Here is a 26,393-nt window from a genome sequence, read left to right as displayed (position 1 = left end):
CATAAAAAACGTGATTGAGTTAAAGTAAAACGTTTTCACCAATTTTATTTAGTAAAACTTTTACTAATAATTACCCCAGTCCAACATACTCGTATTCACTACGACCCAATTACGCATAAGAACGTCGGTCAGCAAATTGCATCTAGGCCGAGAGAGAGGCAACGTGAACAACTGGGAAAACTTCCTGAACTTACATGAGAACCGTATGGCACCGCGTGCATACTTCTTCTCATACGCATCAGAAAAGAATGCAAAAACGTTTCAGCGTGAACTTAGCAGCCACTTCCAACTATTGAGTGGCCAATGGAATTTCAGCTATTTCACCAATCCACTATTGGTTCCTGAAGAGTTCTACTCTCAAGAAATGAAAGACTGGGGCCACATTACGGTTCCAAACATGTGGCAAATGGAAGGCCACGGCGATCTTCAATACACAGATGAAGGTTTCCCATTCCCAATTGATGTACCTTTCGTACCATCAGACAACCCAACAGGCGCTTACCAACGCTCTTTCTTCCTTGGCGAAAGCTGGGACAAGAAGCAAACCATCATCAAATTTGATGGCGTTGAGACTTACTTCGAAGTTTACGTAAACGGTGAGTACGTAGGTTTCAGCAAAGGCAGCCGCCTAACCGCCGAGTTCGATATCTCTAGTCACGTAAAAGCAGGCAACAACCTACTTTCTATTCGTGTAATGCAGTGGGCCGATTCAACCTACATTGAAGACCAAGACATGTGGTGGACGGGCGGTATATTCCGTGACGTGTACCTAGTAGGTAAAGAACAACTGCACATTCAAGACGTTACAGTTCGCACTGACTTCGACGATGCTTACCAAAGCGCTACCCTATCGTGCAAAGTGGAACTAGAAAACTTAGCCGCAGCGACAAACGCAACCCTTGAGTACGCATTGCTTGATGGCAATCAAGTTATCTCGCAAGGCTCAGTAGATAACCTCACCGTCGACGGCAGTGCGAATACTCAATTCTCTATTGATGTGGTTAACCCGGTTCAATGGAACGCTGAAAACCCTTACCTGTACCAGCTGCTACTGACGCTGAAAGACGCTGACGGTAAGATGCTGGAAGTGATTCCACAACGCGTTGGTTTCCGTGACATTAAAGTTCGCGATGGTCTGTTCTACATCAATAACAAATACGTGATGCTGCACGGCGTGAACCGTCACGACAACGACCATTTAAAAGGTCGTGCTGTCGGCATGGATCGCGTAGAGAAAGACTTGATATTGATGAAACAGCACAACATCAACTCAGTACGCACTGCGCACTACCCGAACGACCCACGCTTCTACGAACTGTGTGACATCTACGGCCTATTCGTGATGGGCGAAACCGATGTCGAAACACACGGCTTTGCTAACGTTGGCGACCTAAGCCGCATCACTAACGATGCAGCATGGGAAGCGGTGTTTGTCGAACGTATCGAACGTCACATCCACGCTCAAAAGAACCACCCTTCAATCATCATGTGGTCACTGGGCAACGAGTCGGGTTACGGCTGCAACATCCGTGCTATGTACGATGCGGCAAAAGCAATTGATGACACGCGTCTGGTTCACTACGAAGAAGACCGTGATGCTGAAGTAGTCGACATAATTTCAACCATGTACTCACGTGCTCAACTGATGAATGCCTTCGGTGAATTCCCTCACGAAAAACCACGCATCATCTGTGAATACGCACACGCAATGGGTAACGGCCCAGGCGGGCTAACCGAATACCAAAACGTGTTCTACAAGCATGATGCGATTCAAGGCCACTATGTTTGGGAATGGTGTGACCACGGAATTCTAGCGCGTGATGAAGCGGGCACTGAATTCTACAAGTATGGGGGGGACTACGGTGACTACCCGAACAACTACAACTTCTGTATGGATGGTTTGATCTACTCAGACCAAACTCCAAGCCCAGGCTTGAAAGAGTACAAGCAAGTTATTGCCCCAGTGAAGATTCGCGATTTTGATGCACAAACGGGCACCTTCACCGTCGATAACAAATTTTGGTTCTCAAACATCGATGACTACACCATCACAGCGGAGATCCGTGCTGAGGGTGAAACCATTGCGGTACAACACATCAAGGTTGAAGATCTCGCTGAAAACTCTAGCCGCGAACTGACTTTAAACTTGCCAGAGCTTGATGAGCGAGAAGTGTTTGTGAACTTTACGGTTCGTAAGAATTCCCGGACTTCATACAGCAAAGCGAACCACGACATCGCTGTTTACCAATTCCAAGTGAAAGAGAACACAGCACAACTAGAAGCGTTCACCAATAACAATGCAACAGTACTGAATGTTGAAGAGTCTCGTCTCGCTTACTTAATCAAAGGTCACAACTTTGTGCTGAACTTCTCGAAAGTGAACGGCAAGCTGACGTCATGGTTAGTCAATGGCGAAGAGATGATTAAGTCTGAACCACGAATCAACTTCTTCAAGCCAATGATCGATAACCACAAGCAAGAGCACGATGGTTACTGGCAACCTGCACACCTACAGATCATGCAGGAGCACTTCCGCACACTGGATGTTGAACAGGTTAACGGCAAGATTGAAATCACCACAACAAGCATCATTGCTCCGCCAGTCTTCGATTTCGGTATGCGTTGTAAATACCGTTACCAAATCAATACTGAAGGCCACCTGAACGTGGAACTGAGTGGCGAACGCTACGGTGAGTACCCGCACGTGATTCCAGTAATTGGTTTCGATATGGGCATCAATGGCGACTTCGACCAAGTTCAATACTATGGCCGCGGCCCAGAAGAGAACTACCAAGACAGCAAGCAAGCCAACATGATTGATGTATACCAATCAACGGTTGCAGATATGTTTGAGAACTACCCGTTCCCACAAAACAACGGCAACCGCCAACACGTTCGTTGGGCTGCGTTTTCAAGCCGTGCTGGCAATGGTATTGCGGTGAAACCACAACAAGAAATCAACTTCAGCGCGTGGTTCTACACCAACCAAAACTTGCATCAAGCACAACACACGATTGAGCTAGAGAAGAGCGGTTACATCACGCTAAATCTAGACCACCAAGTGATGGGCTTAGGTTCAAACTCTTGGGGCAGTGAAGTGTTGGATTCTTACCGCGTGTACATGGATGAGTTCCGTTACGGCTTAACGCTAATTCCATTCCAAGCAGGCGATTGCGGCGCGCAACACCTAATCAATCACAACTTTGGTGACGAGTTCTTCACGGTGAATACGCCAAAAACTCAACCACAACAAAACGAGGCATAAGCGATGATCGTTTTAGACAACCTAGAGCAATTTAAAGTCGTTTACCGCGACGGTCGTAAATGGCAACGCTGTATAGAAGCGATTGAAAACATTGGCAACATTAAAGATGGCGTGATGTATTCCATTGGTGACTCACTGGCTTACATGATTGAAGACGGTGTCGCTCGTAACACTGAAAACTTCACCGGTAACCGCCGTTACTTTGATGTGCACTACTACTTGGAAGGTCGTGAAACAGTTGAGTTTGCAGATAAGTCTCAACTTGAACAGACCCAAGCTTACAGCGATGAAACTGACCGTGAACACCTAATGGGTAACGGCGAGACTCGTGAGTTAGTTGAAGGCCAAGTGGCGATCTTTGATAACAGCAAAGCTTACCGCTTTCACGGTGATAACCGAGTTCGCAAAGTGGTACTGAAAGTGACTATCGAAGACGGTTACTTCCTCAATAAATAACCGACATTAAGTTACTGAAGCCAAACAGCCGAAAGTAGCAACAACAAGATCTATTCACAGTGTGACTGAGGCTTGCCGTTCAAGGCTCAGTCACACTGCAAACGCCTTTATGCTTCTTCCCTACAAGGAAGCATAGAGAAATGACGACTATAATTACGTGATTCCTTGGAGGACACTATGTCTGAATCTGTGCGCGGTAAGTTAGGCAAATTTGCCTTGCTTTCCATGACATTTGCAGCGGTATTTAACGTTCGCAACATCGTAAACAACAACATCGAATTGGGATTAAGTTCTGCTCCTATCTTTTTGCTTGCGACCCTTATTTACTTCATTCCGTTTGTGTTCATCATTGCAGAATTCGTATCAGCAAATAAAAATTCAGAGTCAGGCATGTACGACTGGCTTAAAAAGCCACTGGGTTCTAAAGCTGCATACTTGGGCTCATTTTTGTACTGGTTCGTAAACCTATTCTGGTTTGTATCTCTGCTACCTAATGTTATCGCTTATGCGTCTTACGCGATGCTTGGCTACGAATACGCCTTCTCTCCATTTGTCACATCAGTGATCTCGATTGTTCTGTTTGCAGCAGCAACACACATCTCAACCAAGGGGGCGAGCTGGCTAGGTAAGATCTCTGAAATAGTGGCTTACGGTGTATTCGCACTGTTCGCGATCTACGTTATTGGTGCACTAATGGCACTGGGCGGCAACCATGAACCAGTAGAACCAATCACACTTCAGGCAATGACACCGACCATTAACTGGGCAACACTAGGTATCATGTGCTGGATCTTCCAAGCAGCCGGGGGGGCAGAAACTGCAGCGGCATACCTAAACGATGTAAAAGGCGGTCACAAGTCTTTCATCAAAGTAATTATCGGTGCGGGCATCGCTATCGGTTCAATGTACGCCGTAGGTTCGCTACTGGTAAACGTGTTCGTTGCTCGTGAAGACTTAACTTACGCCGGTGGTATGGTTGAAATCTTTACTGGTATGGCGCAATTCTTCAATATCTCTGAATCTCTCGTTGGCCGTTTCGTTGGTATCGTACTGTTCGTTGCTATGTTTGGCTCGATGATGATGTGGACGGCAGCGCCTGTAAAAATTCACTTTTCTGAGATTCCTAAAGGCGTTTACGGTGAGAAAACGACAGAGCTTAACGAACACGGTGTTCCAGTTCGTGCAGCATGGTGGCAGTTTGCGTTCGTATTCGTGATGCTTGTAGTTAACGGCTTCGGCTCTGAATCAGTACAAGACATGATGAACACTGCAATCAACCTGACAGCAGGTACTGCAATGTTACCGCCTATCTTCATCATGGTGGCATACTTTGTATTCCGCTTGAAGCATGACGATACACCGCGTGATTTCCGCATGGGTACTCGAGTTCAAGGTATGGCTGTTGTATCTGTACTTATTGGTATCTTCGTTGTGAGCATGACTGCATCGGCATTCCCAACAGGTGTTGACCTAGTTCAAGCCTTCTTTATCAACGTATTCATGACAGCGGTATTCTCTGGCATTGCATGGTGGTGGATCTCGCGCTTTGAAAAAAAGCAGGCAGGTAAAGACGCAAAGCTAGAAACAGCTAAGCAATCGTAGCACTCCTCATTACCCCCAACTTTAAAAGCGCCTAGCAAGGCGCTTTTTTTGTTTTAAATCAGGCAATTAAATAACAAATCGAAAAATAAAAACGGTATTTCGTCAAGGCTTCAGTTCACGAAACACACCAATTAACAGGTAATAAAACTCGAATAAAAACCAAGGTAAAACATTAACTAAATTTACTTACTCAAGGTCACATATTTGATCAATTTCGATTAACTTCCCGCCGCTTAATCTTTAATCTTCTTGCTGAAGAGACAAACTAACTCATATAAAAAAGCGACAAAAAGCCCCTACAAGCCTTATAAATCGTCGATTATGAAACAAACAACCTCTTCAATGAGCTTCTTAATCTCTAACTCTTTGTTTTGGTAATAAGTTTACTGAAAACCAAGAGACAAAGTATTAATAAGTCCGATCGTAAATCTATAAAAACAACAATGAGCCAACCCTGACAAAACAAAGCGGGTGTTTGCCAAACCAACATAACAATAAAAGTGCGGCTTAGAGCTTCCCTCTCTAGGACCAAGTTATAACGATCATCAACGTGATTCACCGGAGAACATCATGTCCGAAAATAAACGCAGTACGATAGGCAAATTTGCCCTACTGTCTATGACCTTCGCGGCGGTATACAGCTTCAATAACATCATTAATAACAACATCGAGATCGGCCTTTCTTCGGCTCCGATGTTCTTTCTAGCAACCATCTTTTATTTTGTTCCTTTCTGTCTGATAGTCGCTGAGTTTGTGTCACTGAATAAAGACTCTGAAGCGGGTGTTTATTCTTGGGTTAAAAGCTCTCTAGGCGGCCGCTGGGCGTTTATTTCAGCTTACACCTACTGGTTTGTTAACCTGTTCTTCTTCACCTCTCTGCTGCCTAGAATCATCGCTTACGCGTCTTATGCGTTCTTAGGTTTCGAGTACATCTTCACGCCAATGACCACCGCGATATTGAGTACCATTTTATTTGCGGTCGCGACCCATATCTCTAACAACGGCGCGAAATTACTGGGCCCTATCACTTCACTAACATCATCACTGATGCTGCTGCTAACTCTGTCTTACATCTTGTTATCTGGCGGCGCTTTAATTGGTGGTATCGAACCAGTTGACCCAATCACCATCGAAGCAATGACACCAAGCTTTAACTGGGCTTTCCTTGGTGTAATCACTTGGATATTCATGGCGGCAGGCGGTGCAGAATCAGTTGCGGTTTACGTCAACGACATCAAAGGCGGTCACAAATCTTTCGTTAAAGTAATCATCATTGCCGGTATCTTCATCGGTGCGCTTTACTCGGTAGGGTCTGTGTTAGCGAACGTATTTGTTGCTCGTGAAGAGCTTAAATTTACAGGCGGCTCTGTTCAGGTATTTGAAGGACTAGCAAGACACTTTGGACTGTCTGAAATCTTGATGAACCGTTTCGTTGGTGTGGTTTCATTCACGGCAATGTTGGGCTCTCTACTTATGTGGACGGCGACACCGGTTAAGATCTTCTTCTCAGAAATCCCTAAAGGTATCTTCGGCGAGAAAACCGTTGCATTAAACAAACAAGGTGTTCCAGAGCGTGCCGCATGGGTTCAGTTCTTCATCGTGATTCCATTAATGTTCATCCCAACATTGGCATCTGACACAGTACAAGATCTGATGAGCACCATCATCAATATGACAGCAGCGGCTTCTATGCTACCACCACTGTTCATCATGATTGCTTACCTTCATCTGCGTGTGAAGTTGGACCATCTACCACGTGACTTCCGCATGGGCTCCCGTACAGTCGGTATTACAGCAGTGTCGATTCTTATCGCGATTTTCACCGTTGGCTTCTTCGCCTCTACCTTCCCAACAGGCGCAGACATCATGACCATCATCTTCTACAACGTGGGTGGTATTGTAATTTTCCTTGGTTATGCATGGTGGAAATACGGCAAATACGAGAAAAGCTTATCTCCTGAAGAGAAGAAACTAGAGGCAAAACCGGAAGCGGCTAACGCCTAGTCGATCTTAACCTTGATCATCATCTTGGTATTGATTTGAACGATTACAGGCACTCACCATACAGTGAGTGCCTTTTTATTTGTTGATACATTTCTCCCCAACAGGTCAATTTCACCAAAGTCATACAGAAAGAAAACATGCAAATCAACAATCTATCAGCCCACAAAAAGATTCACTTAACAAATACTTACCTCCCTAGTCATATCTCTACAAATTCAACTCAAATTAAAAACAAAAATAAAGTAAATATTTACTAAAAATAGATCACACTTTTAAACTGAATTAATTTTAAACAGCAAAATTATCATTAATATTTGTCTTGCGATCGTAAGTGACCTGACCAATACGCCTTGAAGAGCACCCCATATTAGAAGTCAGAACTGCTTACGAATCTTCATTTATAACCCCGACATAGAAGTGATTAAAATGAAAAGTAGTTTTACTAAAAAAACTCTTATTACAAGCTGTATTCTTGCTGCCTTAAGTACCACTGTCCATGCGGAAGAATCCGCCGCAAACCACAGTGATACTCAGCCTCCGAAAACAGATACTGAAACCCTATTTAACTTTTATGGTGAACTTGGCCTCGGTGGTCACGTAGCACTAGAAGGTGATGATAAAGGCCGTTACGCAGACGGTACTTACATCGAAGCTGGTTTGGCTATCGAGCATGGTAATTGGTTTGGCCTTGCCTACATGGAAGGCTGGACAGTACAAGCCGACGACGAAGGTAATGCTTGGGCAACGGGCCACGGCTGGGGCGGCTTTGAAGGTGGTTTTAACCGCTTTTACGCTGGCTACCGCACAGACAACAAAACAGAATTCATGATTGGTCGTATGGACTCTTCATTAGATGACGTTCAATGGTGGGGTGACCCTACGGTTGAATACGGTTACGCAATCTCAAACACACGAGACGTACACCTTGGTGTGAAGATCCAAAACCTAGAAGGCAAGCTTCGCTACAGCGTTTCTTTCGCGCCAGAGTCTGACTTCTCTGAAGACGATGCTCTAATTCACTTCGGTAAATACGACAGCTTTGCAGACCAATGGAAAGATAAGAACGCAATGGTCAATGGCTACCTCCAATACGATCTGACCGACGACTTAACCCTAATGGGTGGTGGTGAAGTTCGTAACAACGATGGCGGTGAACTATTGCTATTGGGTGCTGAATACAAAAACTTTGCGACGCGTATTTGGCACGACACAGATAAAGGCAACCAAGAATCATTTGGCAGCGAAACGGGTATTCAAACCAGTGCTTGGTACGAAGCAGCTCAGGGCGTTTACCTATCGGCCGCTTACAACTACGCAAACTTTGATGGCGACAATGGAGAAAAAGAAATCACCTCTTTCATCAACGCTGGTGTTTGGTACGAATACGGAAATGGCGCGTTTGCGACTGCTTTCGATAGCCGCTTTGGCGTAGGCAGCGACACTGAAATCGGCGACGCTCAAGTATTCGCAATGCAATACTTCTACTGGTAATAACAGGAATTAATAATGAAACTGAATAAATCATTCACAGCTCTCGCTATCGGCGCAGCCCTTGTTGTTACTGGTTGTGCATCAAACTCTGGCTCGGAGCAACTGCAAGCTAACGAATTTAAGAATGTTATTGACCGCACTGGCTCACCAGAATACATGCGTGACTATGACTTTGATGACCACCAACGCTTTAACCCATTCTTCGACCTAGGCGCATGGCACGGTCACCTGCTGCCAGACAGTGCAGAAGGCATGGGCGGATTCCCAGGGACTGCACTGCTTACCGAAGAGTACATCAACTTCATGGCTGATAACTTTGACCGCCTAAGCGTGTTCAAAGATGGCAAAAAAGTCGCGTTCACCATGGAAGCTTACAGCTTACCGGGCGCATTGGTTCAGATACTCAAATCAGATGACGTAACGGTCGAGTTGACGATGCGTTTTGCTTCTAACCGTACCTCTCTGCTAGAGACTAAAGTCACCACAGACTCTCCTGTTGAGTTAGTGTGGGATGGAGAACTGCTTGAAAAAACACACGCGAAAGAAGGCGTAGCGCAAACCGCTAAAACCATTGCAGAGACTTACCCTGAGTACGACCGTCAAATCATTGCAACAGATGATGGCCTAAAGGTAACGTTCGGTAAAGTACGTTCAACGTGGGATCTACTGACCTCAGGTGAGTCTGAGTACCAAGTTCATAAATCGATTCCAACCCAAACCAAGGTGGATGGCCTAGCGTTTACTTCAACCGCAAGCATTGAACAATCAACGACCATCTACACCACATACTCGCATGTGCTAACCGCAAAAGAAGCGCAAGCGGAACAACCTAAAATCAAAAAGATCATGGCAAACCCTACCGACTTCTTAGCCACATCTGAAGCACGTTGGGAAGGTTACCTAGAGATGGGTCTGACCAACCCGAATGCAACGCCAGAACAAGAGCGTGTTGCGGTTAAAGCGATGGAAACCCTAAACGGTAACTGGCGTGGCGCAGCAGGTGCAATGAAGTTTGATTCTGTGACCCCATCAGTAACGGCGCGTTGGTTTTCAGGCAACCAAACTTGGCCGTGGGACACATGGAAGCAAGCTTACGCAATGGCTCACTTCAACCCAGACGTAGCAAAAGACAACATCCGCGCGATGTTCGCTTACCAAATCCAAGCAGACGATGCGGTTCGTCCTTGGGATGAAGGTTACGTACCAGATCTACTCGCTTACAACCTAAGCCCTGAACGTGGCGGTGACGGTGGCAACTGGAACGAGCGTAACACTAAGCCTAGCCTTGCTGCTTGGGCGGTAATGGAAGTCTACAAGACCACCAGCGATAAAGCTTGGTTGGAAGAAATGTATCCAAAGCTAGTCGCGTACCATGATTGGTGGCTACGTAACCGTGATCACAACGGCAACGGTGTACCTGAATATGGTGCAGCGCGCGACAAAGCACACAACACACCTGAAGGCGAAATGTACTTCACCGTGGTTCGTGGCGATAAACACGAGACCATCATTGGCCAAAAAGCACTAAATGAAGTGATGGCTAAAGGTGATTACGATCGCATCGAAAGCCCAGCTCAAACAGCCGCTTCTTGGGAGTCTGGTCGTGACGATGCCGCAGCATTTGGTTTCATCGATAAAGATCAGCTAGACGCATACGTTGCTAACGGCGGCAAGCGCAGCGATTGGGACGTTGAGTTCGCTCAAAACCGCGCTGAAGACGGCACATTGCTAGGCTATTCACTACTGCAAGAGTCTGTTGACCAAGCCAGCTACATGTACAGCGATAACAAGTACCTAGCAGAAATGGCTGATATTCTAGGTAAAAAGGCTGAAGCGAAAGAGTTCCGCGAAAAAGCGGAGCACCTATCGAACTACATCAACACTTGTATGTTCGACGAAGGCACTAACTTCTTTTACGACATTCGCATCGAAGACAAACCACTCGCCAATGGCTGTGCAGGTAAACCGATTGTAGAACGTGGCAAAGGCCCTGAAGGTTGGTCACCACTATTCAACGGCGTGGCAACTCAAGAGCACGCTGATGCGGTTGTCTCTGTGATGAAAGATACATCTGAGTTCAACACCTACGTTCCACTGGGCACAGCGGCGCTTTCTAGCCCAGCATTCGGCCCAGATATTTACTGGCGTGGACGCGTATGGGTAGACCAATTCTACTTCGGCCTAAAAGGTATGGACAGCTACGGTTACCGTGACGATGCGATTGAAATGGCAAGCGCGTTCTTTGACCACGCCGATGGTTTAGTACAAGACGGCCCTATCCGTGAGAACTACAACCCACTAAACGGTAAACAGCAAGGTGCACCAAACTTCTCTTGGAGTGCGGCTCACTTGTACATGCTTTACAACGATTTCTTTACTGACACTCACTAATTATTCTCGACTAAAGCGCCTATAAATGGCGCTTTTTTTTAAAAAAAAAGAAGAAGCATCATCATACAAATCATAGCCTGAAATCATGGATACTGCTTTATTGACTTTGAACAGAAGATACATAAATCGAAGCTTAGGAGTAAGTACATCGTATCGCCGTTTCAAAGCGAATTCCTTTCCGTTAATTAACACAATAGGATAAATTCTGTGCAATCCTTCGCCACCAAAAAATTTGTTGTCATTCCTGACCATATTTGATTTCTCTTTTGAGCTATAACCCATGACAAAAAGCAGTATCGATCTTAATACTCGAATGAATATCGTCACCTTAACTTGGCCGATTTTCATCGAAATTTTATTGCGCACCGCAATTAACACTAGCGATGTATTTATGCTTAGTAGCTATTCAGATAAGGCTGTATCTGCGGTTGGGGTTATCACTCAAATCAATTTCTTTCTTTTGATTGTATCGATGATGGTCAGTAGCGGTACGGGCATTCTGATTGGTCAGTACAATGGCTCAGGCCGCCAAAGTGAATCGGCACATGTCAATATCGCAAGCTTATTATTGGGGCTGGCTATTGGCAGTGCTTTAAGTTTAGCTTCATTTTTAAGTGCTAATGCGGTGATGAACGCCTATGGACTCGAAGCACAAGTAGCCCAATACGGGTATGAATATCTGATCATCAGTGGCAGCTTTACGGTAAACGTTACCATTGGCATCGTGTTTGCGACGATCTTACGCAGTAATGGCTACTCTAAAGCTCCGATGTTTATTAACTTATTTGCAGGCTTGCTCAACGTCATTGGTAACTATATTGCTATTTTCCAACCGTTTGGCTTGCCGGTTTATGGCGTGGAAGGGGTAGCCATTTCAACGGTATTTAGCCAAATAGTCAGCACCATATTGCTGTACTTCACTGCTAAGCACTATCACATTGCTTTGCCATTTTCAGAATGGAACATCATCCCGAAAAAACTTTACCAGAAGATCATTAAAATCGGCATGATGAATGCTGGCGAGATCCTCTCTTACAATATGATGCAGCTGACGGTGATTTTCTTCGTAGTGAAAATGGGCACGGCTTCACTGGCAGCATTTACCTATGCACAAAATATTGCCCGCATTGCGTTTGCATTTTCAGTAGCACTAGGGCAAGCAGGGCAAATTCAAACTAGCTATTATATCGGTAAAGGTTGGGTGGATGAAATTCTGACTAAAGTGCAGAAGTACTTCGTGGTCGGTTTTCTGGTTTCAACGGCGTTAACCGTCTCTATTTACCTGTTGCGTTTTGATATTATTGCCCTTTTCACTTCCGATCCAGAAATCACACTGTTAGTTGCCATGTTGATTACAGGGTCGATTGTGATGGAAGCAGGACGAGCATTTAACCTGATTTTTATCGCAGCCTTAAAAGGCGCTGGCGACATTCGTTTTCCGGTACAAATGGGCATATTGAGCATGTGGATCTTTGGTGCTGGTTTGACCTATTTATTCGGTTTGCATTGGGGATGGGGCGTGGTGGGAGCGTGGGTCGCGATTTCCGTAGACGAATGGTTTCGTGGCATTATCATGTTCAAACGTTGGCGCTCTAAAGCATGGACCAAGTTTAAGCTTAGTTAGTCATTCTTCTTTTAAAGTGGTTTGATTTACAATTGCTTAATCAATAAATTTGAATCTGTAAAATCGAGCCTTTAAAGTAGTTCTATACCAAACTTTGAGTACTTTCACCCATGTTCACGATTTTCAAAACTTTCTTTTGGCTTGGATGGATTAGCTTTGGTGGCCCTGCGGCACATATTGGCTATTTTCGTAACACGTTCGTCGACAAACTAAAGTGGATCGAAGATAAAGAGTACGCCCAGCTCGTTGCTTTAAGTCAGTTCCTGCCGGGACCTGGCTCAAGCCAAGTTGGTTTTGCGGTCGGCTATCAACGTGGCGGCTTACTCGGAGCATGTTCGGCCTTTATTGGCTTTACTCTGCCTTCCGTGATCATCATGGTGTTGTTGGCGATGGTCAGTAGCCAATTGACTGAAATGCCGCTGTTCCAGCATATTGTTCATGGCCTAAAACTGCTTGCCGTAGTGGTAGTAGCTGATGCGACTTGGGGAATGTACAAAAATTTCTGTAGCCATCGCATTGCCGTTGCTTTGTGCGTTGCAACAGCGGTGATGTTGCTGATTGCGCCCAGTATTAGTACTCAAATCGGTGTGTTGATTGTCGCCGCTCTCATTGGCGCAAGATGGCTACCGAGCCAAGATTTACTCCCGACAAAATCATTCTCCCCTTCAGTGCTACCATTAATTCTATTTGTCGGTTTACTGTTCGGCTTGCCTCTAGTCGCTCATTTTATGCCTGAACTCGCGCTGTTTAACCATTTCTATCAAGCGGGTAGTTTAGTCTTTGGCGGTGGTCATGTCGTACTTCCTTTGTTACAAAACTTAGTCGGCGACCAACTCTCTTCAGATGTATTTTTAACCGGTTATGCTGCGGCGCAAGCTGTACCTGGGCCAATGTTCACTTTCGCCACTTATATTGGCTACGAACTTTTACCACACTCGCCTATTCTTGGAGCGATACTCGCCACCCTAGCGGTTTTTTTACCGGGATTTTTGCTGCTCTTAGGTGTGTTAAAGAACTGGCAAGTGTTAGCCAATCAACCCAAAATCGCTGGCGCAATCAATGGAGTGAACGCTGCCGTAGTCGGGTTATTGGCAGCAGCCCTTTATCAACCTGTATTTAACAGTGCCGTGTCAGCTAGTGTAGATATGGCACTTATTCTGATCGGTTTTTATTTGCTAAGACAGCTTAAATTGCCGATTATTTGGATGGTCATCTTTTTCATGTTGGGTGGCATCGCGATTGAGCTAATCTAGATCAATCAAAGGGAAATTATTTGAGTAATTTCCCACAAACCTCGCTTCTCTATCCTAAACTTATTCATTAGGCATAAAAATTTTCAGCCCCATAAGCTGGCGAATAAAGGGTAGAGGAACGAGCAATGGACACGCACAGCAAAAATGGTGATCATTCATTTTTTCAACATGTCGGTACACTCAATAAGCAACTGTCCGACCTTCATGACCGATTGCGTGTCAGTGTCCCTCATATTGATCGTATTTCTTTTGCATTGTACGACCCAGACTCCGAGCATCTTAAAACTTACGCAGACAGCACTTACAACGCTTATGAGCTACAGCATTATGAATTTCCCCTTGCTGATTTACCGGCCTTAAAAGAGTGCTCAACAACCGAAAAAAGTCGTAGTATTGGTAATATACCGAGTCAACTAAAGCCAAATCATCCTCACACCAAATGGCTGATTGAACAAGGTTTTATCTCTTCAATGGCGATACCGACTTATCACGATGGTTGTTTTATCGGTTTCATCTTCCTCAATTCGAAACAAGCACAATATTTTAGTGAATCTCTCCAAGAAACATTAGAGCCCTTTATTGACATGGTGCGCTTTGCTGTCTGCTCTGAATATCATTTAATCCATACGATTTTAGAAACGGCTCGTCATACTCAGCTGCGCTCACCTAAGCACTTACAAGAAAGCCTAGAACATCAAGTAAGGATCAGCAGCTATGCCAAAGTGATTGCCACTGAGGTTGCCGATATTTATCAGCTTGATGACGAAATGATTGACAACATTACGCAGTTTTCTCGATATCACGATATAGGAAAACTCTCGTTACCACTTTCGATGTTATTGAAAACGGAAACCTTTGGGGCCAACGAACGCCAACAACTCTATGGCCACATCGAAAAAGGGATTGATATCATTAACCATATTATTGATGACGTGGGTTCACCTCATCACCCTTGTGTATCAGTACTGAAAGAGATTGTCGCTTATCATCATGAGTTTTTAGATGGTAGTGGTTACCCCTACGGTTTAAGTAAAGATGATATTCCGGTTTCAGCTCGTATCATTGCTGTGGCCAATGTCTTTGACGCGCTCACCAGTCATCGACCGTATAAACAAGCATGGTCAGTACCGTTTGCGCTGTTAGAGTTGGAAAAAATGGTTGTCGATGGAAAACTGGATAGACACTGTGTTAATGCGCTACGCTACCATCAAGACTATCTCAAACAAGTTATCGCCGCTCACCCTGAAATGGACCCCAAAGATAGGATAAATTAATAGTGTCTGACTAAATCATAAAATAATTGATGGATCATTTAATTTGAATATTGAAAAGCAATTATCCAAACTCCTCTCTATTTACGTGTTATTAGGTTTATTTCTTTTCAGCTTCAATATTTTCATGCCAAGAAATAACCTAGTACTGCTGTATGACTCCAAACGTTATTTTGTCTGTTCAATCGTTATATTTAGCTCTCTATTACTCATTTTTAGCACAGCTGTTCGAGAAAATGTAATAGCAACACTGTCAAGTATCCCGAAAAACATTCAATTATTAATCGGTATCACTTTCCTTTTCGCTAGTATATCTAATATTTTTAGTGACTATTTCTGGCTTGCCCAGCTTGATTTTTTCTTTACTTTAGCATTGCTACTTACCGCTCCCATAGTAATGATTTATATCTCTGACCACAAAAGTCAATTACTGATCTCATTGGTATGGATTAGCTTGTTATTAATGCTGTCTATTGCTCTTATGATCTGGTTACAGGTTTACTTCACCTACCCGCTTAGCGTACATTCCGTGTTCGGTTTTGCGAACATTCGCTTTCTTAATCGCCTTCATATTTGGCTCATTATTCCGGCTCTATATCTTTACCTGATTGCACGTACGCCAAAATCTCGCACTCTACTCAAAACTGTCCTATCGATTGACGTGGCACTATTGATCATTACCGATGTGAGAGGTGCAGCAATTGCATTAACTGGCGGTATTGTCTTGCTAATATGGTTAGAGCCGAAAAAACGCCAACAGATATTAACTATCGTGATGCAAGCTATCTTAATCGGCTATGTAATCAAACTACTCTTTTTGCACCCAGTTCCCTCCATGTTATTTTCAGACCAAGCATTTGAGCTTGGTTCAATTCGGACCTCTTCTTCAGGAAGGTGGGATATTTGGCAAGAAGTATTGAGTTTATCAAGTTTTTTTGGGTTGGGGGGCGACGGCTATATTTGTAAATCTACAGGGTATTACGGGCCACACAATTCAGTTTTACTGCTGCTCGTCAATTGGGGCCTCATTCCTAGCCTTGGCTTTATCGGTATATCAACCTATCTACTGCTGAGTGTGATTAAAACGAAAAAACGCTTTCAAAGAATGATGGGGATCAACCTTCTTGTCGGCATAGCTTATAGTTTGGTTTCATCAGTCTTCGATAATGCTCTCAGTCAGTTAATGGCCATCATCGCATTAGCTCTGTTTTGGTGTTCATACAAAAAAATGGGCAATACTTCATGCTGCAAGTGGCGTTCTGTTCCGCATCAAATCATCATATTGATCTGTATTTGTAGCGTCTATTTTGTCGCAGAACAGATGTATACCCGCTGGGATAGGTATGAGATTCTGACTGTGAATGAGCAATTAAAGCCCAAATTTTGGTTAGGCTTAAATTGCCCTCAAAGCCTTCAGCCACCTTTTATAAATGCCTATCATGACTAGGATTTACTTGGCGGCCATAAAGCATTAACAGCGACCACTACTGTTATTCTGTTGGCTTATTATCTGTTTTGGCTCTCACTTCAGCCAACGCTCTTTCTAAGTTTTGGTTCGCAATCGCGTAATAGGATGCTTTCTTATTAATAGCTTGCTGTAAGTAAGGAATAGCTTTTTCTGATTCGCCCTGCAAAATCAAGAAATAACCGACGTTATTCAAAGCCTCGGCGGCATCCATATGACGCATAAATACGTTAACAGCACGAGTTTCTTCACCTTTGGCCAAATAAATAAGAGCCAAATTATTTTGCGCTTTTTCATTATCGGGTTCTTTCTCTAACGCGAGAACGGTAAAACGTTGAGCCGTTTTGTAATCTCCTGCCATGTAATATGAGTAACCAGTATTGAGCAAGGCATCGACTGATTTTGGTTCGATTTGCAGAACTTTATTATAAAAAGCTTGCGCCAATTTATGATGCGTTTTTATATCCGCCAATATGCCAATACCCATATACGCTTTAGCTGGTGAATAGTTGTCAATTGACAACGCTGACACTTCTTCTACCGTTAGTTCTTGATTCGCACTAATACTCTTACCACTATTTAAACGAACCTGATCAGCATTAAGCGCACGATAAAAATAGGTCGAACCAGACTCAACGCTTCCAGATTTCATATAAATCATCCCAAGCTGCTCCAATACTTTTATATTATTGGCATTATCATCAAGCGCTAATAGGTAGGCTCGTTCAGCAAGCTCTTGGTTACCTTTCGAATTGTGTATCTGTCCAATATTGTAGAGCGTTTTATCTTTAAACTGTGTTTGGGGAAAGGTCAGTGAGCGAATATATTCATACAAGGCTAAATCAACATTGTTATTCTGCAAGGCGAGATCACCGCGCATTATTGCCTCTTTCTCATTCAACGGCATCGCCTCAGAGGTCAAGGTATCAATCGGCTTTCCACTGTATAGAGCTTCGTTAAAGTCTGAATTTTTGGGTTGTGAAGCGCATCCGTATAACAGTTGCGATATTAATAATCCAACAATGTAATTTGATTTATTGATATTCATAGCCACTCCATTAGCTTAATGCGTCTAGCAATTTTATGATGGCGGGTCCCACAGCAACAATGAAGAAACATGGCCAAATAAACATAAGCAATGGAAATATCATTTTAGTGGGTATCTTCGCTGCAATTTCTTCCACTTCTTGGTTACGTTTATCACGAAAATCTTCGGTGTAATCCCTTAATGTTTTAGATAAACTACCACCAATGCGAGAAGCATGAGCCAGCATACTCACTAACCCTTGAATTTCCGTCACACCAGTACGTTGAATCAACTCTTGAAAGGCATCAGACATTTCGACACCCGCTTTAATTTTGGCACATACTGTCAGCAATTCATCGGCAAAATCCGGGTGAGAAATCAGCATTTCATCACCAACACGTCTTAGTGCGGCCTTAAAACCAAGCCCCGATTCTGTACAAACCACGAGTAAATCTAAGGCATCAGGGACACCAGCCCTCACTCTTCTTTGCCGTTTGGTGACCATACGCCCCAACACAAAGTTAGGGGCAAATAGACCCAAAGCGACCAGAATTATCATCAATAAATCACGATGAGCGAGATCAGGCTGGAAAAAAAACACCCCACCAGCAAGTCCAACACCAACCGCTGATGTCATCACTTTTACCGCATAAAAAAAGGTAAGAGTAGAGCTGTCGTGGAAGCCCGCATGCATCAACTTTTGACGAATCGATTCCCGTTCACGGCCACTTTTAGGCGCCACAATGGGCACCAGCGATTCCAATGTGTTACCAAACCGCTCTGATTTTCTTAATGTTCCTGACGAATTACTTTCTCGCAGTGAATGAAGTTTACGTTTAAGCGGCGATTTAGAACCAATAACAATAAAACCCGCCGTTAAAACCAGCATAGATACGGAAACAAGAATGAGGCTCAGAATCATGGTCTGTTCATCCAAGTTAAAACTCGAGAGAATGTTGAGTATGTCATCCATCATTACACCTCAAAATTGATAATGTTACGGATCCACACTGCGCCAATCGCAAGACTCACCACCCCGATACTGACGATTTTCATCCCTCGAGGATCCATATACAGAGGTTCAACATAGGTTGGGTTAAAAATGGCTAAACCAACAAAGAGAACAAAGGGCGATAGCACCAATATCCAAGCAGAAATGCGACTCTCGGCGGAGATGGTTTTGATTTTTCTGGCTAACTTAAAACGCGAGCGTAGCACAGCCCCAACTTTGTCTAAATTTTCAGAGAGATTGCCCCCAGTCTCTTTTTGCAGCAATACTGCACTGGCAAAGGCGAGCATCGATACCGTCGGGGTACGATCCGCCATTTGCATGATCGCCAAGCGCATATCGTAGCCATAATTCAGCAAATTGAAGGTATTCTTGAATTCAACACCGACAGGATCAGGCATTTCATTGCCGACTTCACTGAACGCTTGTGTCACCGGCTGTCCGGCTTGTAGCATGCGTCGAATAACATCAAGAGCCTCTGGTAATTGTGATTCAAACTTTGCTAGTCGGTCGGATATTTTTTTCTGGATATAAAAGTGAACCACGACGAAAGAACCGATAAATGTGGCAACAGCGACAAACCATGGCTGACCAATAATCAAAACCACCAGCGCTAACACAAAGCCCATCAACGTAGTTATCCCTAAAGTTTGCGCTAACGTCCAATGCAAGCCTGACAATTCAACTGACTTTCTAAATTCAGACAGTATTTTTATCGACACCAATTTTCGATCAATCGGTGACAAACTTTTTAAATAGTGCTCTTTAAGTAACGTCTGCGTTTCTTCATCCAAATTGGAGTGTGTGGCTTTGAGACGATTAGCCAGCTCTTTATGCTTGGCTTTAGAACCTGCGGCGGGAAGGATTAATGCTTGAGAAATAAACACCACCGCGAAAAACAACAACACCAAGAAAAAAGTAATATCATCAGTTGCCATGGTTATCTCTCCTGTGGGAAATCTTCATTAAAGATCTCAAAGGGCAGATGAAAGCCACGTTTAGAGAGCTGATCATGACAGCTTGGTACCACACCAGTTGAAGTGTAGTAGCCGATCACGTTCCCGTCTTCATCAAGACCTTGTCGCTTAAATTTGAACAGCTCTGACATGGTAATCACTTCACCTTCCATGCCATTGATCTCACAAATACTCACCATCCGACGCTTACCATCTTCTTGACGTTCCATCTGCACAACAAGGTGGATAGCTGATGCAATTTGAGAGCGTAAATTTTTAGTCGAAATATTCCACCCAGCCATTGAGAACATATTTTCGACACGGCTGAGTGCATCTCTTGGTGTGTTAGCATGTATGGTCGCCAAGGAACCATCATGCCCAGTATTCATTGCCGCCAGCATATCGACGGCTTCACTACCACGGACTTCGCCAAGCACAATGCGATCAGGCCGCATACGTAATGAGTTTTTTACCAACTCTCGCTGGCTAATTTCACCCTTGCCTTCTAAGTTAGCCGGTCTGGTTTCTAGACGCACAACATGAGGTTGTTGAAGTTGCAGTTCGGCGGAGTCTTCAATTGTAATAATTCGTTGATCGCGTGGAATGAACCCTGAAAAGATATTCAAAGTGGTAGTTTTTCCTGACCCTGTACCACCAGAAATTAAGATGTTGAGCTCCCCTTTCACTGCAGCTTCAACGAAGGTGGCCATTTGCTTTGAGAGTGAATCAAACGAAAGTAAGTTATCCATCGTCAGCCGATCGACGGCAAAACGGCGAATAGAAATGGACGAACCATCCAAGGCGAGAGGCGGTATAATCGCATTGACACGAGAGCCATCTAATAAGCGGGCATCTACCATTGGTGATGCCTCATCAATCCGGCGTCCAACCTGGCTGACAATTCGGTCAATGATGTTTCTCAAGTGACGCTCATCTAAAAATGTGTAGGGTGTTCTTTCAAGTTTGCCTTTTCTTTCAACAAACACATTTTTGGGGCCGTTAACTAAAATATCGGAAACCGTTTGGTCATTGAGCAGTGGCTCTAAAGGCCCTAAACCAAACACTTCATCTTCAATCTGCTTAATCACCCTTTTACGCCCTTCGGCACTCAGAGCATGAGCCTGATCATCGGCCATTAACTGTACTATTGCATCATGGAGGTCTTTTCTTGCTCGGCCTTTTTCTAAGCTTGATAACAACCCTAGATCTAACGTCTCCAACAGCTTTTGATGGTAATAATGTTTGGTTTCTAATTCTTGGCTAAGCTGTTTTTTCGCCTCATCGACTGCGCGATCTTTTGCCTCTGATTCTTGTTGCTTTTTTTCATGTCGCAAAAGGTCCCTATTTTCCCCTTCATCCACACTCGGCTTGACCTCTTGAGCTTCTAGCCGTTCTGCCGCTGCGAGTTTTTCTTGAAGTTCTGTGCTTATATTTTTTCGTTTGAAAAACATAGTGCCTCCTTGCTCTGCTAAGAGAAAATGCGTTTAAACCATCCTTGCTTAACCTCAACATCCGGTAGCTGACTACATACAAATTGGATAACGGATTTGGATAATGGGCTACCTTTCTTCGTTTCGACGAATGGACGGCCTAAGTTCGCCCCCTCAACAGCAACTTTAAAATCGTTCGGAAAAACTTGCACATCGATCCCTTCAATCGTTTCCTGAACATCTTTGAGCTTGATAGATTGGCGTTTTTCATAACGATTGACCAAAATCGCCATCTGCTCTTTTGATAAACCAAAATCAAACACCAGTGACTTAGCGATACGGCTAGTATTTTTTAGTGCCGCAAGATTTTGTTGCGTAACGAGAAATATTTTCGTGGCAGGAGAAATAACCGATGAAAATAGACGATCGACCCCTCGCGAAAGATCAATAATAACGAAGGGATAGATCTCTCTTAATAGAGGAAGAAGTTTGCTGATATCTTTGGCTTTATCGTAATTATCGTGACTATTTCCATGTTTAAAACTCAGTACGTGCAGTCCACTGGAGTGTTTTGTTACTAGGCTATTAAGCGAGACTTCATCAAGATCAGCGACACTGGCAATGACATCTGACAACCCATAACTAGGGATCAGGTTCAAGTAATCGTCAATAGTTCCAAACTGCAAATCGAGATCCAATAGCAGCACTTTGCCTGGATAGCGATGAGCGATGTCGACAGCGGTATTGACCGATAATGTTGATGCGCCCGATCCTCCTTTGGTATTTAAGAAGATGAACAGCTCACCAAAATGCCGATTCATCACTTTTTCATCCGCGATATTTGTTAACAGCGGCAAGAATTCATCGAGCATGGCTTGGTCTGACATAAAGTCAGCCGCGCCAATTCTCAGCGCCATTTTTAATGCCGCACTATCACTTTCATCACCAAAAACAACCAAAGCGGCCTCATGATTTTGCTCTGACGAATTGTCATCATAGTTATGCAATTCCACCACTTTTTGAGCCCAATTAAGCCCTGTCTCGACAAAGATCAAATCTGGTGAAGAAAACTTACTAAGATTAGCGGCCACTAAGTCGGCAAGAAATATCAGCTCAAAGTTCACGTTCCTACATTGTCCAAGTTCATTTTGGATATGGACTTTAAAAACATCACTCGAATAGATAACCCAAATCGATAAATTGGTTTTGAATCTTATTTTGTTACTATCGTTTCGAGGGAATTGGACGGCCTCACCCATAAATAACTCCTAACAATTGGTGTTAGTTCCGTTCGGAACAATACCTAGACTTTCACTAGGAATGGTAGTTTCAAAGCTGGGAATATCGATCAAGCCACTCTCACCCAAAAAATCTAATAACGAGAGCAATTGATAGGTTAAGCTGACAACCCTTGCTCGGACAAACCTCACATTTTGCGCGGTAGGTGATGCCAACACCACTCCATCTTGGTCTAAATATTCAATTTCAATGCTATCGGCATCAATCCCTGCAATCACGCTACTAGCGGCCACTGACGATGCAATTTGCTGACTTTGGCTGATTTGACAAACGGCTGCTAAACGGGCTGCTTTTCGGGTGACATCATTTATCGCCTGTAGCGAAAACATTAAGTAGCCAATAGAAATGATGCTAAACAGCAATACAAATAGCACTGATGAGGCCAAGGTAAATTCGATCACCGCGATACCTTGAATAGGTTGGATTCGTCTAATCATTGACTTATCCTCATGATCGAAGAAGAGCTCATCGGCACCGTTAAACTGGCATCTGAAAATGGTAATGTCGATGCAATACTTGGTTTAAACTGATAACTGGTCGTCACCGTGACGTATTGATTATCGACACAGCTCACCGCTACATCACTGACTTGCCAATTACGTAGCTGCGACTTATTGCCATTAACGGTTCCATAAACGACCATTTTTTGAATATCGCTAGTAATCGCGATGACAGGACCACAGCCAGACGCATCCGTTTGAGTAGACGCATAGCGAGCGCCAATACGAACCGCTTTATTGAGCGTGTTTAGCTCAAGCATCATCCGTGATAGCTCTATTACCGCGACCAAAATTAAAAGTAAAACCGGCAGTGCGATTAATAACTCAATGGCAGCAAACCCTTTTTGAGAAGCACTACTCATACGCCACCTCCGAGCATCGGATCTTTAAAAAGAACCATGCGCGTCACCCCTGTTGTGGTGTCTGAAATGCCACCATCAACTACACTGCAATGTTCAATAAACTCACCGAAAATACTCTGTTTACCCGCCCCACCAGAATTGCTTGAATAGCGCTGAATCAAGAAAAAACAACCAATATTATTAACTTGAAATTCGATTTTCCCTCCCGACTTGGTCGAGGATGCACAGTCTAAAATTGGTACGGGGAGAATACGTCTCCATGCCACGGATCCGCTTTTATCACAGTCGGCATTAAGCAGGCATTCGCTTGTCTCTGTTTGGTATTTATCGAATGACCACTTGCCTGGATCAACTGAGTCGTTGTAACTGGCTAGGTTATCCAAGGTAATGGTCGTGCTAGGTTCGGTGATGATCAGATCTGGCGGGTAGTAAATTCCCCCCAAGGTTTCCCCTTCAAAACGACTATCGATACTTCCTGTCGGCCCAACAGCATTACCAGGCTCTGTATATAGGTCTTCACCAATAGTAACAACGGTTGTATTTTTACCGACCAATGCATCACTAACGTCACTTTTACCGCTACCCATATCAAGCAAATGGTAGTTTCCAGCGCCCAATCCATCTCCAGAGGATTGGCTGCCTGACTTAATTTCATAGACGGTTCCAACGCTGTAGCCAGAAGGACCTGCTTCATCACCTTCACACATGCCAATTGGCAATATATTGGTCGTATCATTAACATAAGTCGGGCCAGCAACCGCACTGGCTGAAACACTCTTTTCCAAATTAAACGCTTGAATGAGAAATTCGGGCATGCCTAAACCACTAACACTCACTCGCACATAAATATGTTCTGCTGATGAAGAGGGAAAAGCGGCAGAAAAACCACTATTGGGGGTCGATGAGTATTCAATGGCTAATAAATTGAGCGTTGCACCATCCTCCGCCGAAGAAAGTGCAAGCTCGCTATTCCCCGAAGCGGCCACCACCTTTTGATAGACCTGAATGACCGTGGCTTGAGTGTCACTTTCCGAGCGAGTCGAGTTGGCAATAGAGGCGGCGGCTAATGCAACGGAATCCAAGGCATTTTGCAAGCGTGTTTTGTTGACCACTACATGGGTAATATCAATCGCAAAGGCGGCAACTGCGATAAAAACAACCATCGCTGCCGTTATCACTACCAACACTAATCCCGATTGTTTATGAGCTAATGTCGATCTCGTTCTGTGGCTCATAATGCATCCTTAGGGTCATTTACTAAACCCATCAAGGAATTGGCTTTCACTTTCACTACTGGATAAATCACTTTCAGATTTTCCGGTATAGCTTTGATACGCCCCTTCCATTCGTTCACCGCTCCCTGTAGGAACTACACCTAAATTATCTTGTGATGCTTTAGGATTATAAGTTTGCTCAGCACGGACGAGCGATACATGATGCCCCAACTTGGTTTCATTGGCGCAACTCGATATTAATAGTATAGTCAATAAAGTCGTCAGTACTCTTAATTGAACCTTCATATTTTGCTCCTACAGACTGTGGCCAAATGACCCTTCAGAACCACCTTGGTTGCTATTAAGCCCTTCAATTGCTTCTTCTGTCTTTGTTGTTTTCTGTGCATTCGGAGCTTTAATATAGGCGCCTTGACCTAATAAGTAATACTTCACATCGGTAGGCTCAACATAGGCATCGGTAGGTAAGGTGATTCGGTTTCTATCAATAGGCTGTGCAAGCCTTGGGGTAACCAAGATCACTAATTCCGTTTCACCGGAAACAAACTCTTGGCTATTAAATAATTGCCCTAACACTGGAATATCACCAAAGCCCGGCATTTTACTGGCCACATCCCGTACATTCTCACTGAGCAAACCAGCGATACCGATAGTTTGTCCATCAGCAAGCTCTAGCGTCGAAGAGGCACTGCGCCGCGTGATCGGAGGAATAACGTAAGTCCCATTGGTTTCCCCGGGCGCTAAGGTTAAAGCGCTTGAGTTAGCAATTTCACTGACATCAACCGCCAGTGATAAATTGATTTTTTTATCGCTTAAAATGGTTGGTATAAATTTAAGCCCCACACCATATTCTTTATATTCAATGGTAATTCCGTCTTGATTGGGTACAGGAATAGGGAACTCACCACCAGCAAGAAATTCAGCCTTGGAACCACTTAATGCCGTTAAATTCGGCTCCGCCAATACTTTTGCGGTTCCATTTTGTTTCGCCATATCTAATGAAAATGAAAAAAAAGTATTCTCATCCAAAAAAGAGCCTAATATCCCGTAATTGCCGATACTGGGGACACCAAAAATAGGCGTAGCCCCTGCAATTCCAGATGCAACCGAAGAAGCCCCCCACTTGAAATTTGAACCGCTGGATTGGAAAAAGGCAAAATTGGCATCAAATTTTCTCACCAAACTGCGCTGAACCTCCGCTACCGTGACTTCAAGCATTACTTGTTGAGCACCACCAATAGTCATCAGGTTAATCACACCCGTTTTATCAACTTGTTGGCTGAGTGACTCTCCTTCCTTATCGATAGACTGACCTGAGGTGTACGTTTCAGCGACTCTTAATGCAATATTCATTTGTGCTTGAGAGCTAATTTGACCGCTTAAAATAAGGCGATTCTGAGTACTGTGCACCTCTATTTTCTCGTCGGGTAAAAATTCGTACAGCTTGGCTTTCAAGCTGTTCAAATCATGTGTCACCTCTATATCAATCGACTCAATTAACTCACCACTTCGGTTCCAAGCCATTAGGTTTGTTGACCCGAGTTTTTTACCGATCAAAAAGAGCTCATTCGATTTGAGCATCACAATATCCAGCACTTCAGGGTCACCTAAAGAAACCCTACTAGCTTTGGCGGGGAGTTTCACATAAGTGGATTTGTGATGCGGTACACTAACCACCTTACCGACCTGTGACACAGCGAAAGCTGAAGTGCAGATAAATAAGGTGGTCAATAATACTGTTGTGATAATTTTCATA

The 26,393-nt window shown here is 44.0% G+C and carries 21 protein-coding genes; 10 read left to right on the top strand and 11 right to left on the bottom strand.

Annotation, left to right across the window (positions count from 1 at the left end; translation table 11 throughout):
* Positions 1-163: 163 nt before the first annotated feature.
* The 6 genes from ebgA (at position 164) to ygjK (ending at position 11,209) form a co-directional block, all read left to right on the top strand.
* Positions 164-3,265: a beta-galactosidase subunit alpha gene (gene ebgA / locus HGG78_RS02620; protein ID WP_172532001.1), complete on the top strand. Its 3,102-nt coding sequence runs from the start codon at positions 164-166 to the stop codon at positions 3,263-3,265.
* A 3-nt stretch (positions 3,266-3,268) separates the two neighbouring features.
* Positions 3,269-3,721, top strand: coding sequence for a beta-galactosidase subunit beta (locus HGG78_RS02615; RefSeq protein WP_168521189.1), 453 nt, complete (start codon positions 3,269-3,271; stop codon positions 3,719-3,721).
* A 177-nt stretch (positions 3,722-3,898) separates the two neighbouring features.
* Entirely contained in the window at positions 3,899-5,323 is a 1,425-nt protein-coding gene (locus tag HGG78_RS02610; protein ID WP_172532000.1) for an amino acid permease, read from the top strand.
* A gap of 570 nt (positions 5,324-5,893) precedes the next feature.
* Positions 5,894-7,327 carry an amino acid permease gene (locus HGG78_RS02605; protein WP_172531999.1) on the top strand — a complete coding sequence of 478 codons (1,434 nt, stop codon included), beginning with the start codon at positions 5,894-5,896 and terminating at the stop codon, positions 7,325-7,327.
* 426 nt (positions 7,328-7,753) lie between these two features.
* Positions 7,754-8,818 carry a protein YgjJ gene (gene ygjJ / locus HGG78_RS02600; protein WP_172531998.1) on the top strand — a complete coding sequence of 355 codons (1,065 nt, stop codon included), beginning with the start codon at positions 7,754-7,756 and terminating at the stop codon, positions 8,816-8,818.
* A 15-nt stretch (positions 8,819-8,833) separates the two neighbouring features.
* Positions 8,834-11,209, top strand: coding sequence for an alpha-glucosidase (ygjK, locus tag HGG78_RS02595; RefSeq protein ID WP_172531997.1), 2,376 nt, complete (start codon positions 8,834-8,836; stop codon positions 11,207-11,209).
* Here ygjK and HGG78_RS02590 read toward each other — a convergent pair whose 3' ends face one another.
* Positions 11,210-11,461: a hypothetical protein gene (locus HGG78_RS02590; protein WP_172531996.1), complete on the bottom strand. Its 252-nt coding sequence runs from the start codon at positions 11,459-11,461 to the stop codon at positions 11,210-11,212.
* Positions 11,462-11,489: 28 nt separating this feature from the next.
* Between HGG78_RS02590 and HGG78_RS02585 the strand changes: the two genes are divergently transcribed.
* From HGG78_RS02585 to HGG78_RS02570, 4 genes are all read left to right on the top strand, one after another.
* Positions 11,490-12,833 carry an MATE family efflux transporter gene (locus tag HGG78_RS02585; RefSeq protein ID WP_420911162.1) on the top strand — a complete coding sequence of 448 codons (1,344 nt, stop codon included), beginning with the start codon at positions 11,490-11,492 and terminating at the stop codon, positions 12,831-12,833.
* 110 nt (positions 12,834-12,943) lie between these two features.
* Positions 12,944-14,086, top strand: coding sequence for a chromate efflux transporter (gene chrA, locus HGG78_RS02580; protein ID WP_172531995.1), 1,143 nt, complete (start codon positions 12,944-12,946; stop codon positions 14,084-14,086).
* Positions 14,087-14,211: 125 nt separating this feature from the next.
* The gene (locus HGG78_RS02575; RefSeq protein WP_172531994.1) at positions 14,212-15,360 is read left to right on the top strand and encodes an HD domain-containing phosphohydrolase; all 1,149 of its coding nucleotides are present in this window, start codon (positions 14,212-14,214) and stop codon (positions 15,358-15,360) included.
* Between the two features lie 124 nt (positions 15,361-15,484).
* A complete protein-coding gene (locus HGG78_RS02570; protein WP_172531993.1) occupies positions 15,485-16,804 on the top strand; it encodes an O-antigen ligase family protein in 1,320 nt (439 codons plus the stop codon).
* A gap of 43 nt (positions 16,805-16,847) precedes the next feature.
* Here HGG78_RS02570 and HGG78_RS02565 read toward each other — a convergent pair whose 3' ends face one another.
* The 10 genes from HGG78_RS02565 to HGG78_RS02520 are packed head-to-tail and all read right to left on the bottom strand — an operon-like array spanning position 16,848 to position 26,392.
* The gene (locus HGG78_RS02565) at positions 16,848-17,864 is read right to left on the bottom strand and encodes a tetratricopeptide repeat protein (protein ID WP_420911164.1); all 1,017 of its coding nucleotides are present in this window, start codon (positions 17,862-17,864) and stop codon (positions 16,848-16,850) included.
* Positions 17,865-17,880: 16 nt separating this feature from the next.
* Positions 17,881-18,822: a type II secretion system F family protein gene (locus HGG78_RS02560; RefSeq protein WP_053310999.1), complete on the bottom strand. Its 942-nt coding sequence runs from the start codon at positions 18,820-18,822 to the stop codon at positions 17,881-17,883.
* A gap of 2 nt (positions 18,823-18,824) precedes the next feature.
* Complete coding sequence (locus HGG78_RS02555; RefSeq protein WP_053310842.1) at positions 18,825-19,796, bottom strand: type II secretion system F family protein; 972 nt, start codon at positions 19,794-19,796, stop codon at positions 18,825-18,827.
* Positions 19,797-19,798: 2 nt separating this feature from the next.
* Positions 19,799-21,265 carry a TadA family conjugal transfer-associated ATPase gene (locus tag HGG78_RS02550; RefSeq protein ID WP_053310841.1) on the bottom strand — a complete coding sequence of 489 codons (1,467 nt, stop codon included), beginning with the start codon at positions 21,263-21,265 and terminating at the stop codon, positions 19,799-19,801.
* 17 nt (positions 21,266-21,282) lie between these two features.
* Positions 21,283-22,503, bottom strand: a complete 1,221-nt coding sequence (locus HGG78_RS02545; protein ID WP_053310840.1) for an AAA family ATPase — start codon at positions 22,501-22,503, stop codon at positions 21,283-21,285.
* 9 nt (positions 22,504-22,512) lie between these two features.
* Positions 22,513-22,980 carry a TadE/TadG family type IV pilus assembly protein gene (locus tag HGG78_RS02540; protein ID WP_071233060.1) on the bottom strand — a complete coding sequence of 156 codons (468 nt, stop codon included), beginning with the start codon at positions 22,978-22,980 and terminating at the stop codon, positions 22,513-22,515.
* Positions 22,977-23,405, bottom strand: coding sequence for a TadE/TadG family type IV pilus assembly protein (locus tag HGG78_RS02535; protein WP_053310839.1), 429 nt, complete (start codon positions 23,403-23,405; stop codon positions 22,977-22,979). The genes HGG78_RS02540 and HGG78_RS02535 overlap by 4 nt, the downstream gene beginning before the upstream one ends.
* Positions 23,402-24,640, bottom strand: coding sequence for a TadE/TadG family type IV pilus assembly protein (locus HGG78_RS02530; protein ID WP_172531991.1), 1,239 nt, complete (start codon positions 24,638-24,640; stop codon positions 23,402-23,404). The genes HGG78_RS02535 and HGG78_RS02530 overlap by 4 nt, the downstream gene beginning before the upstream one ends.
* 15 nt (positions 24,641-24,655) lie before the next feature.
* Entirely contained in the window at positions 24,656-24,925 is a 270-nt protein-coding gene (locus HGG78_RS02525; RefSeq protein WP_172531990.1) for a hypothetical protein, read from the bottom strand.
* 9 nt (positions 24,926-24,934) lie between these two features.
* Positions 24,935-26,392: a type II and III secretion system protein family protein gene (locus tag HGG78_RS02520; protein WP_053310836.1), complete on the bottom strand. Its 1,458-nt coding sequence runs from the start codon at positions 26,390-26,392 to the stop codon at positions 24,935-24,937.
* Between the last annotated feature and the right edge of the window lies 1 nt (position 26,393).

The sequence above is a fragment of the Vibrio aestuarianus genome, assembly GCF_012395185.1.
GTDB lineage: Bacteria > Pseudomonadota > Gammaproteobacteria > Enterobacterales > Vibrionaceae > Vibrio > Vibrio aestuarianus.
This window is presented reverse-complemented; position numbering and strand designations above follow the sequence as displayed.

Bases quoted from the DNA above. Each gene is read 5' to 3' on its own strand.
- HGG78_RS02615 (WP_168521189.1), top strand. From the start codon at position 3,269: ATGATCGTTTTAGACAACCTAGAGCAATTTAAAGTCGTTTACCGCGAC.
- HGG78_RS02610 (WP_172532000.1), top strand. From the start codon at position 3,899: ATGTCTGAATCTGTGCGCGGTAAGTTAGGCAAATTTGCCTTGCTTTCC.
- HGG78_RS02605 (WP_172531999.1), top strand. From the start codon at position 5,894: ATGTCCGAAAATAAACGCAGTACGATAGGCAAATTTGCCCTACTGTCT.
- ygjJ (WP_172531998.1), top strand. From the start codon at position 7,754: ATGAAAAGTAGTTTTACTAAAAAAACTCTTATTACAAGCTGTATTCTT.
- ygjK (WP_172531997.1), top strand. From the start codon at position 8,834: ATGAAACTGAATAAATCATTCACAGCTCTCGCTATCGGCGCAGCCCTT.
- HGG78_RS02590 (WP_172531996.1), bottom strand. From the start codon at position 11,461: ATGGTCAGGAATGACAACAAATTTTTTGGTGGCGAAGGATTGCACAGA.
- HGG78_RS02585 (WP_420911162.1), top strand. From the start codon at position 11,490: ATGACAAAAAGCAGTATCGATCTTAATACTCGAATGAATATCGTCACC.
- chrA (WP_172531995.1), top strand. From the start codon at position 12,944: ATGTTCACGATTTTCAAAACTTTCTTTTGGCTTGGATGGATTAGCTTT.
- HGG78_RS02575 (WP_172531994.1), top strand. From the start codon at position 14,212: ATGGACACGCACAGCAAAAATGGTGATCATTCATTTTTTCAACATGTC.
- HGG78_RS02570 (WP_172531993.1), top strand. From the start codon at position 15,485: ATGCCAAGAAATAACCTAGTACTGCTGTATGACTCCAAACGTTATTTT.
- HGG78_RS02560 (WP_053310999.1), bottom strand. From the start codon at position 18,822: ATGGATGACATACTCAACATTCTCTCGAGTTTTAACTTGGATGAACAG.
- HGG78_RS02555 (WP_053310842.1), bottom strand. From the start codon at position 19,796: ATGGCAACTGATGATATTACTTTTTTCTTGGTGTTGTTGTTTTTCGCG.
- HGG78_RS02550 (WP_053310841.1), bottom strand. From the start codon at position 21,265: ATGTTTTTCAAACGAAAAAATATAAGCACAGAACTTCAAGAAAAACTC.
- HGG78_RS02545 (WP_053310840.1), bottom strand. From the start codon at position 22,503: ATGGGTGAGGCCGTCCAATTCCCTCGAAACGATAGTAACAAAATAAGA.
- HGG78_RS02540 (WP_071233060.1), bottom strand. From the start codon at position 22,980: ATGATTAGACGAATCCAACCTATTCAAGGTATCGCGGTGATCGAATTT.
- HGG78_RS02535 (WP_053310839.1), bottom strand. From the start codon at position 23,405: ATGAGTAGTGCTTCTCAAAAAGGGTTTGCTGCCATTGAGTTATTAATC.
- HGG78_RS02530 (WP_172531991.1), bottom strand. From the start codon at position 24,640: ATGAGCCACAGAACGAGATCGACATTAGCTCATAAACAATCGGGATTA.
- HGG78_RS02525 (WP_172531990.1), bottom strand. From the start codon at position 24,925: ATGAAGGTTCAATTAAGAGTACTGACGACTTTATTGACTATACTATTA.
- HGG78_RS02520 (WP_053310836.1), bottom strand. From the start codon at position 26,392: ATGAAAATTATCACAACAGTATTATTGACCACCTTATTTATCTGCACT.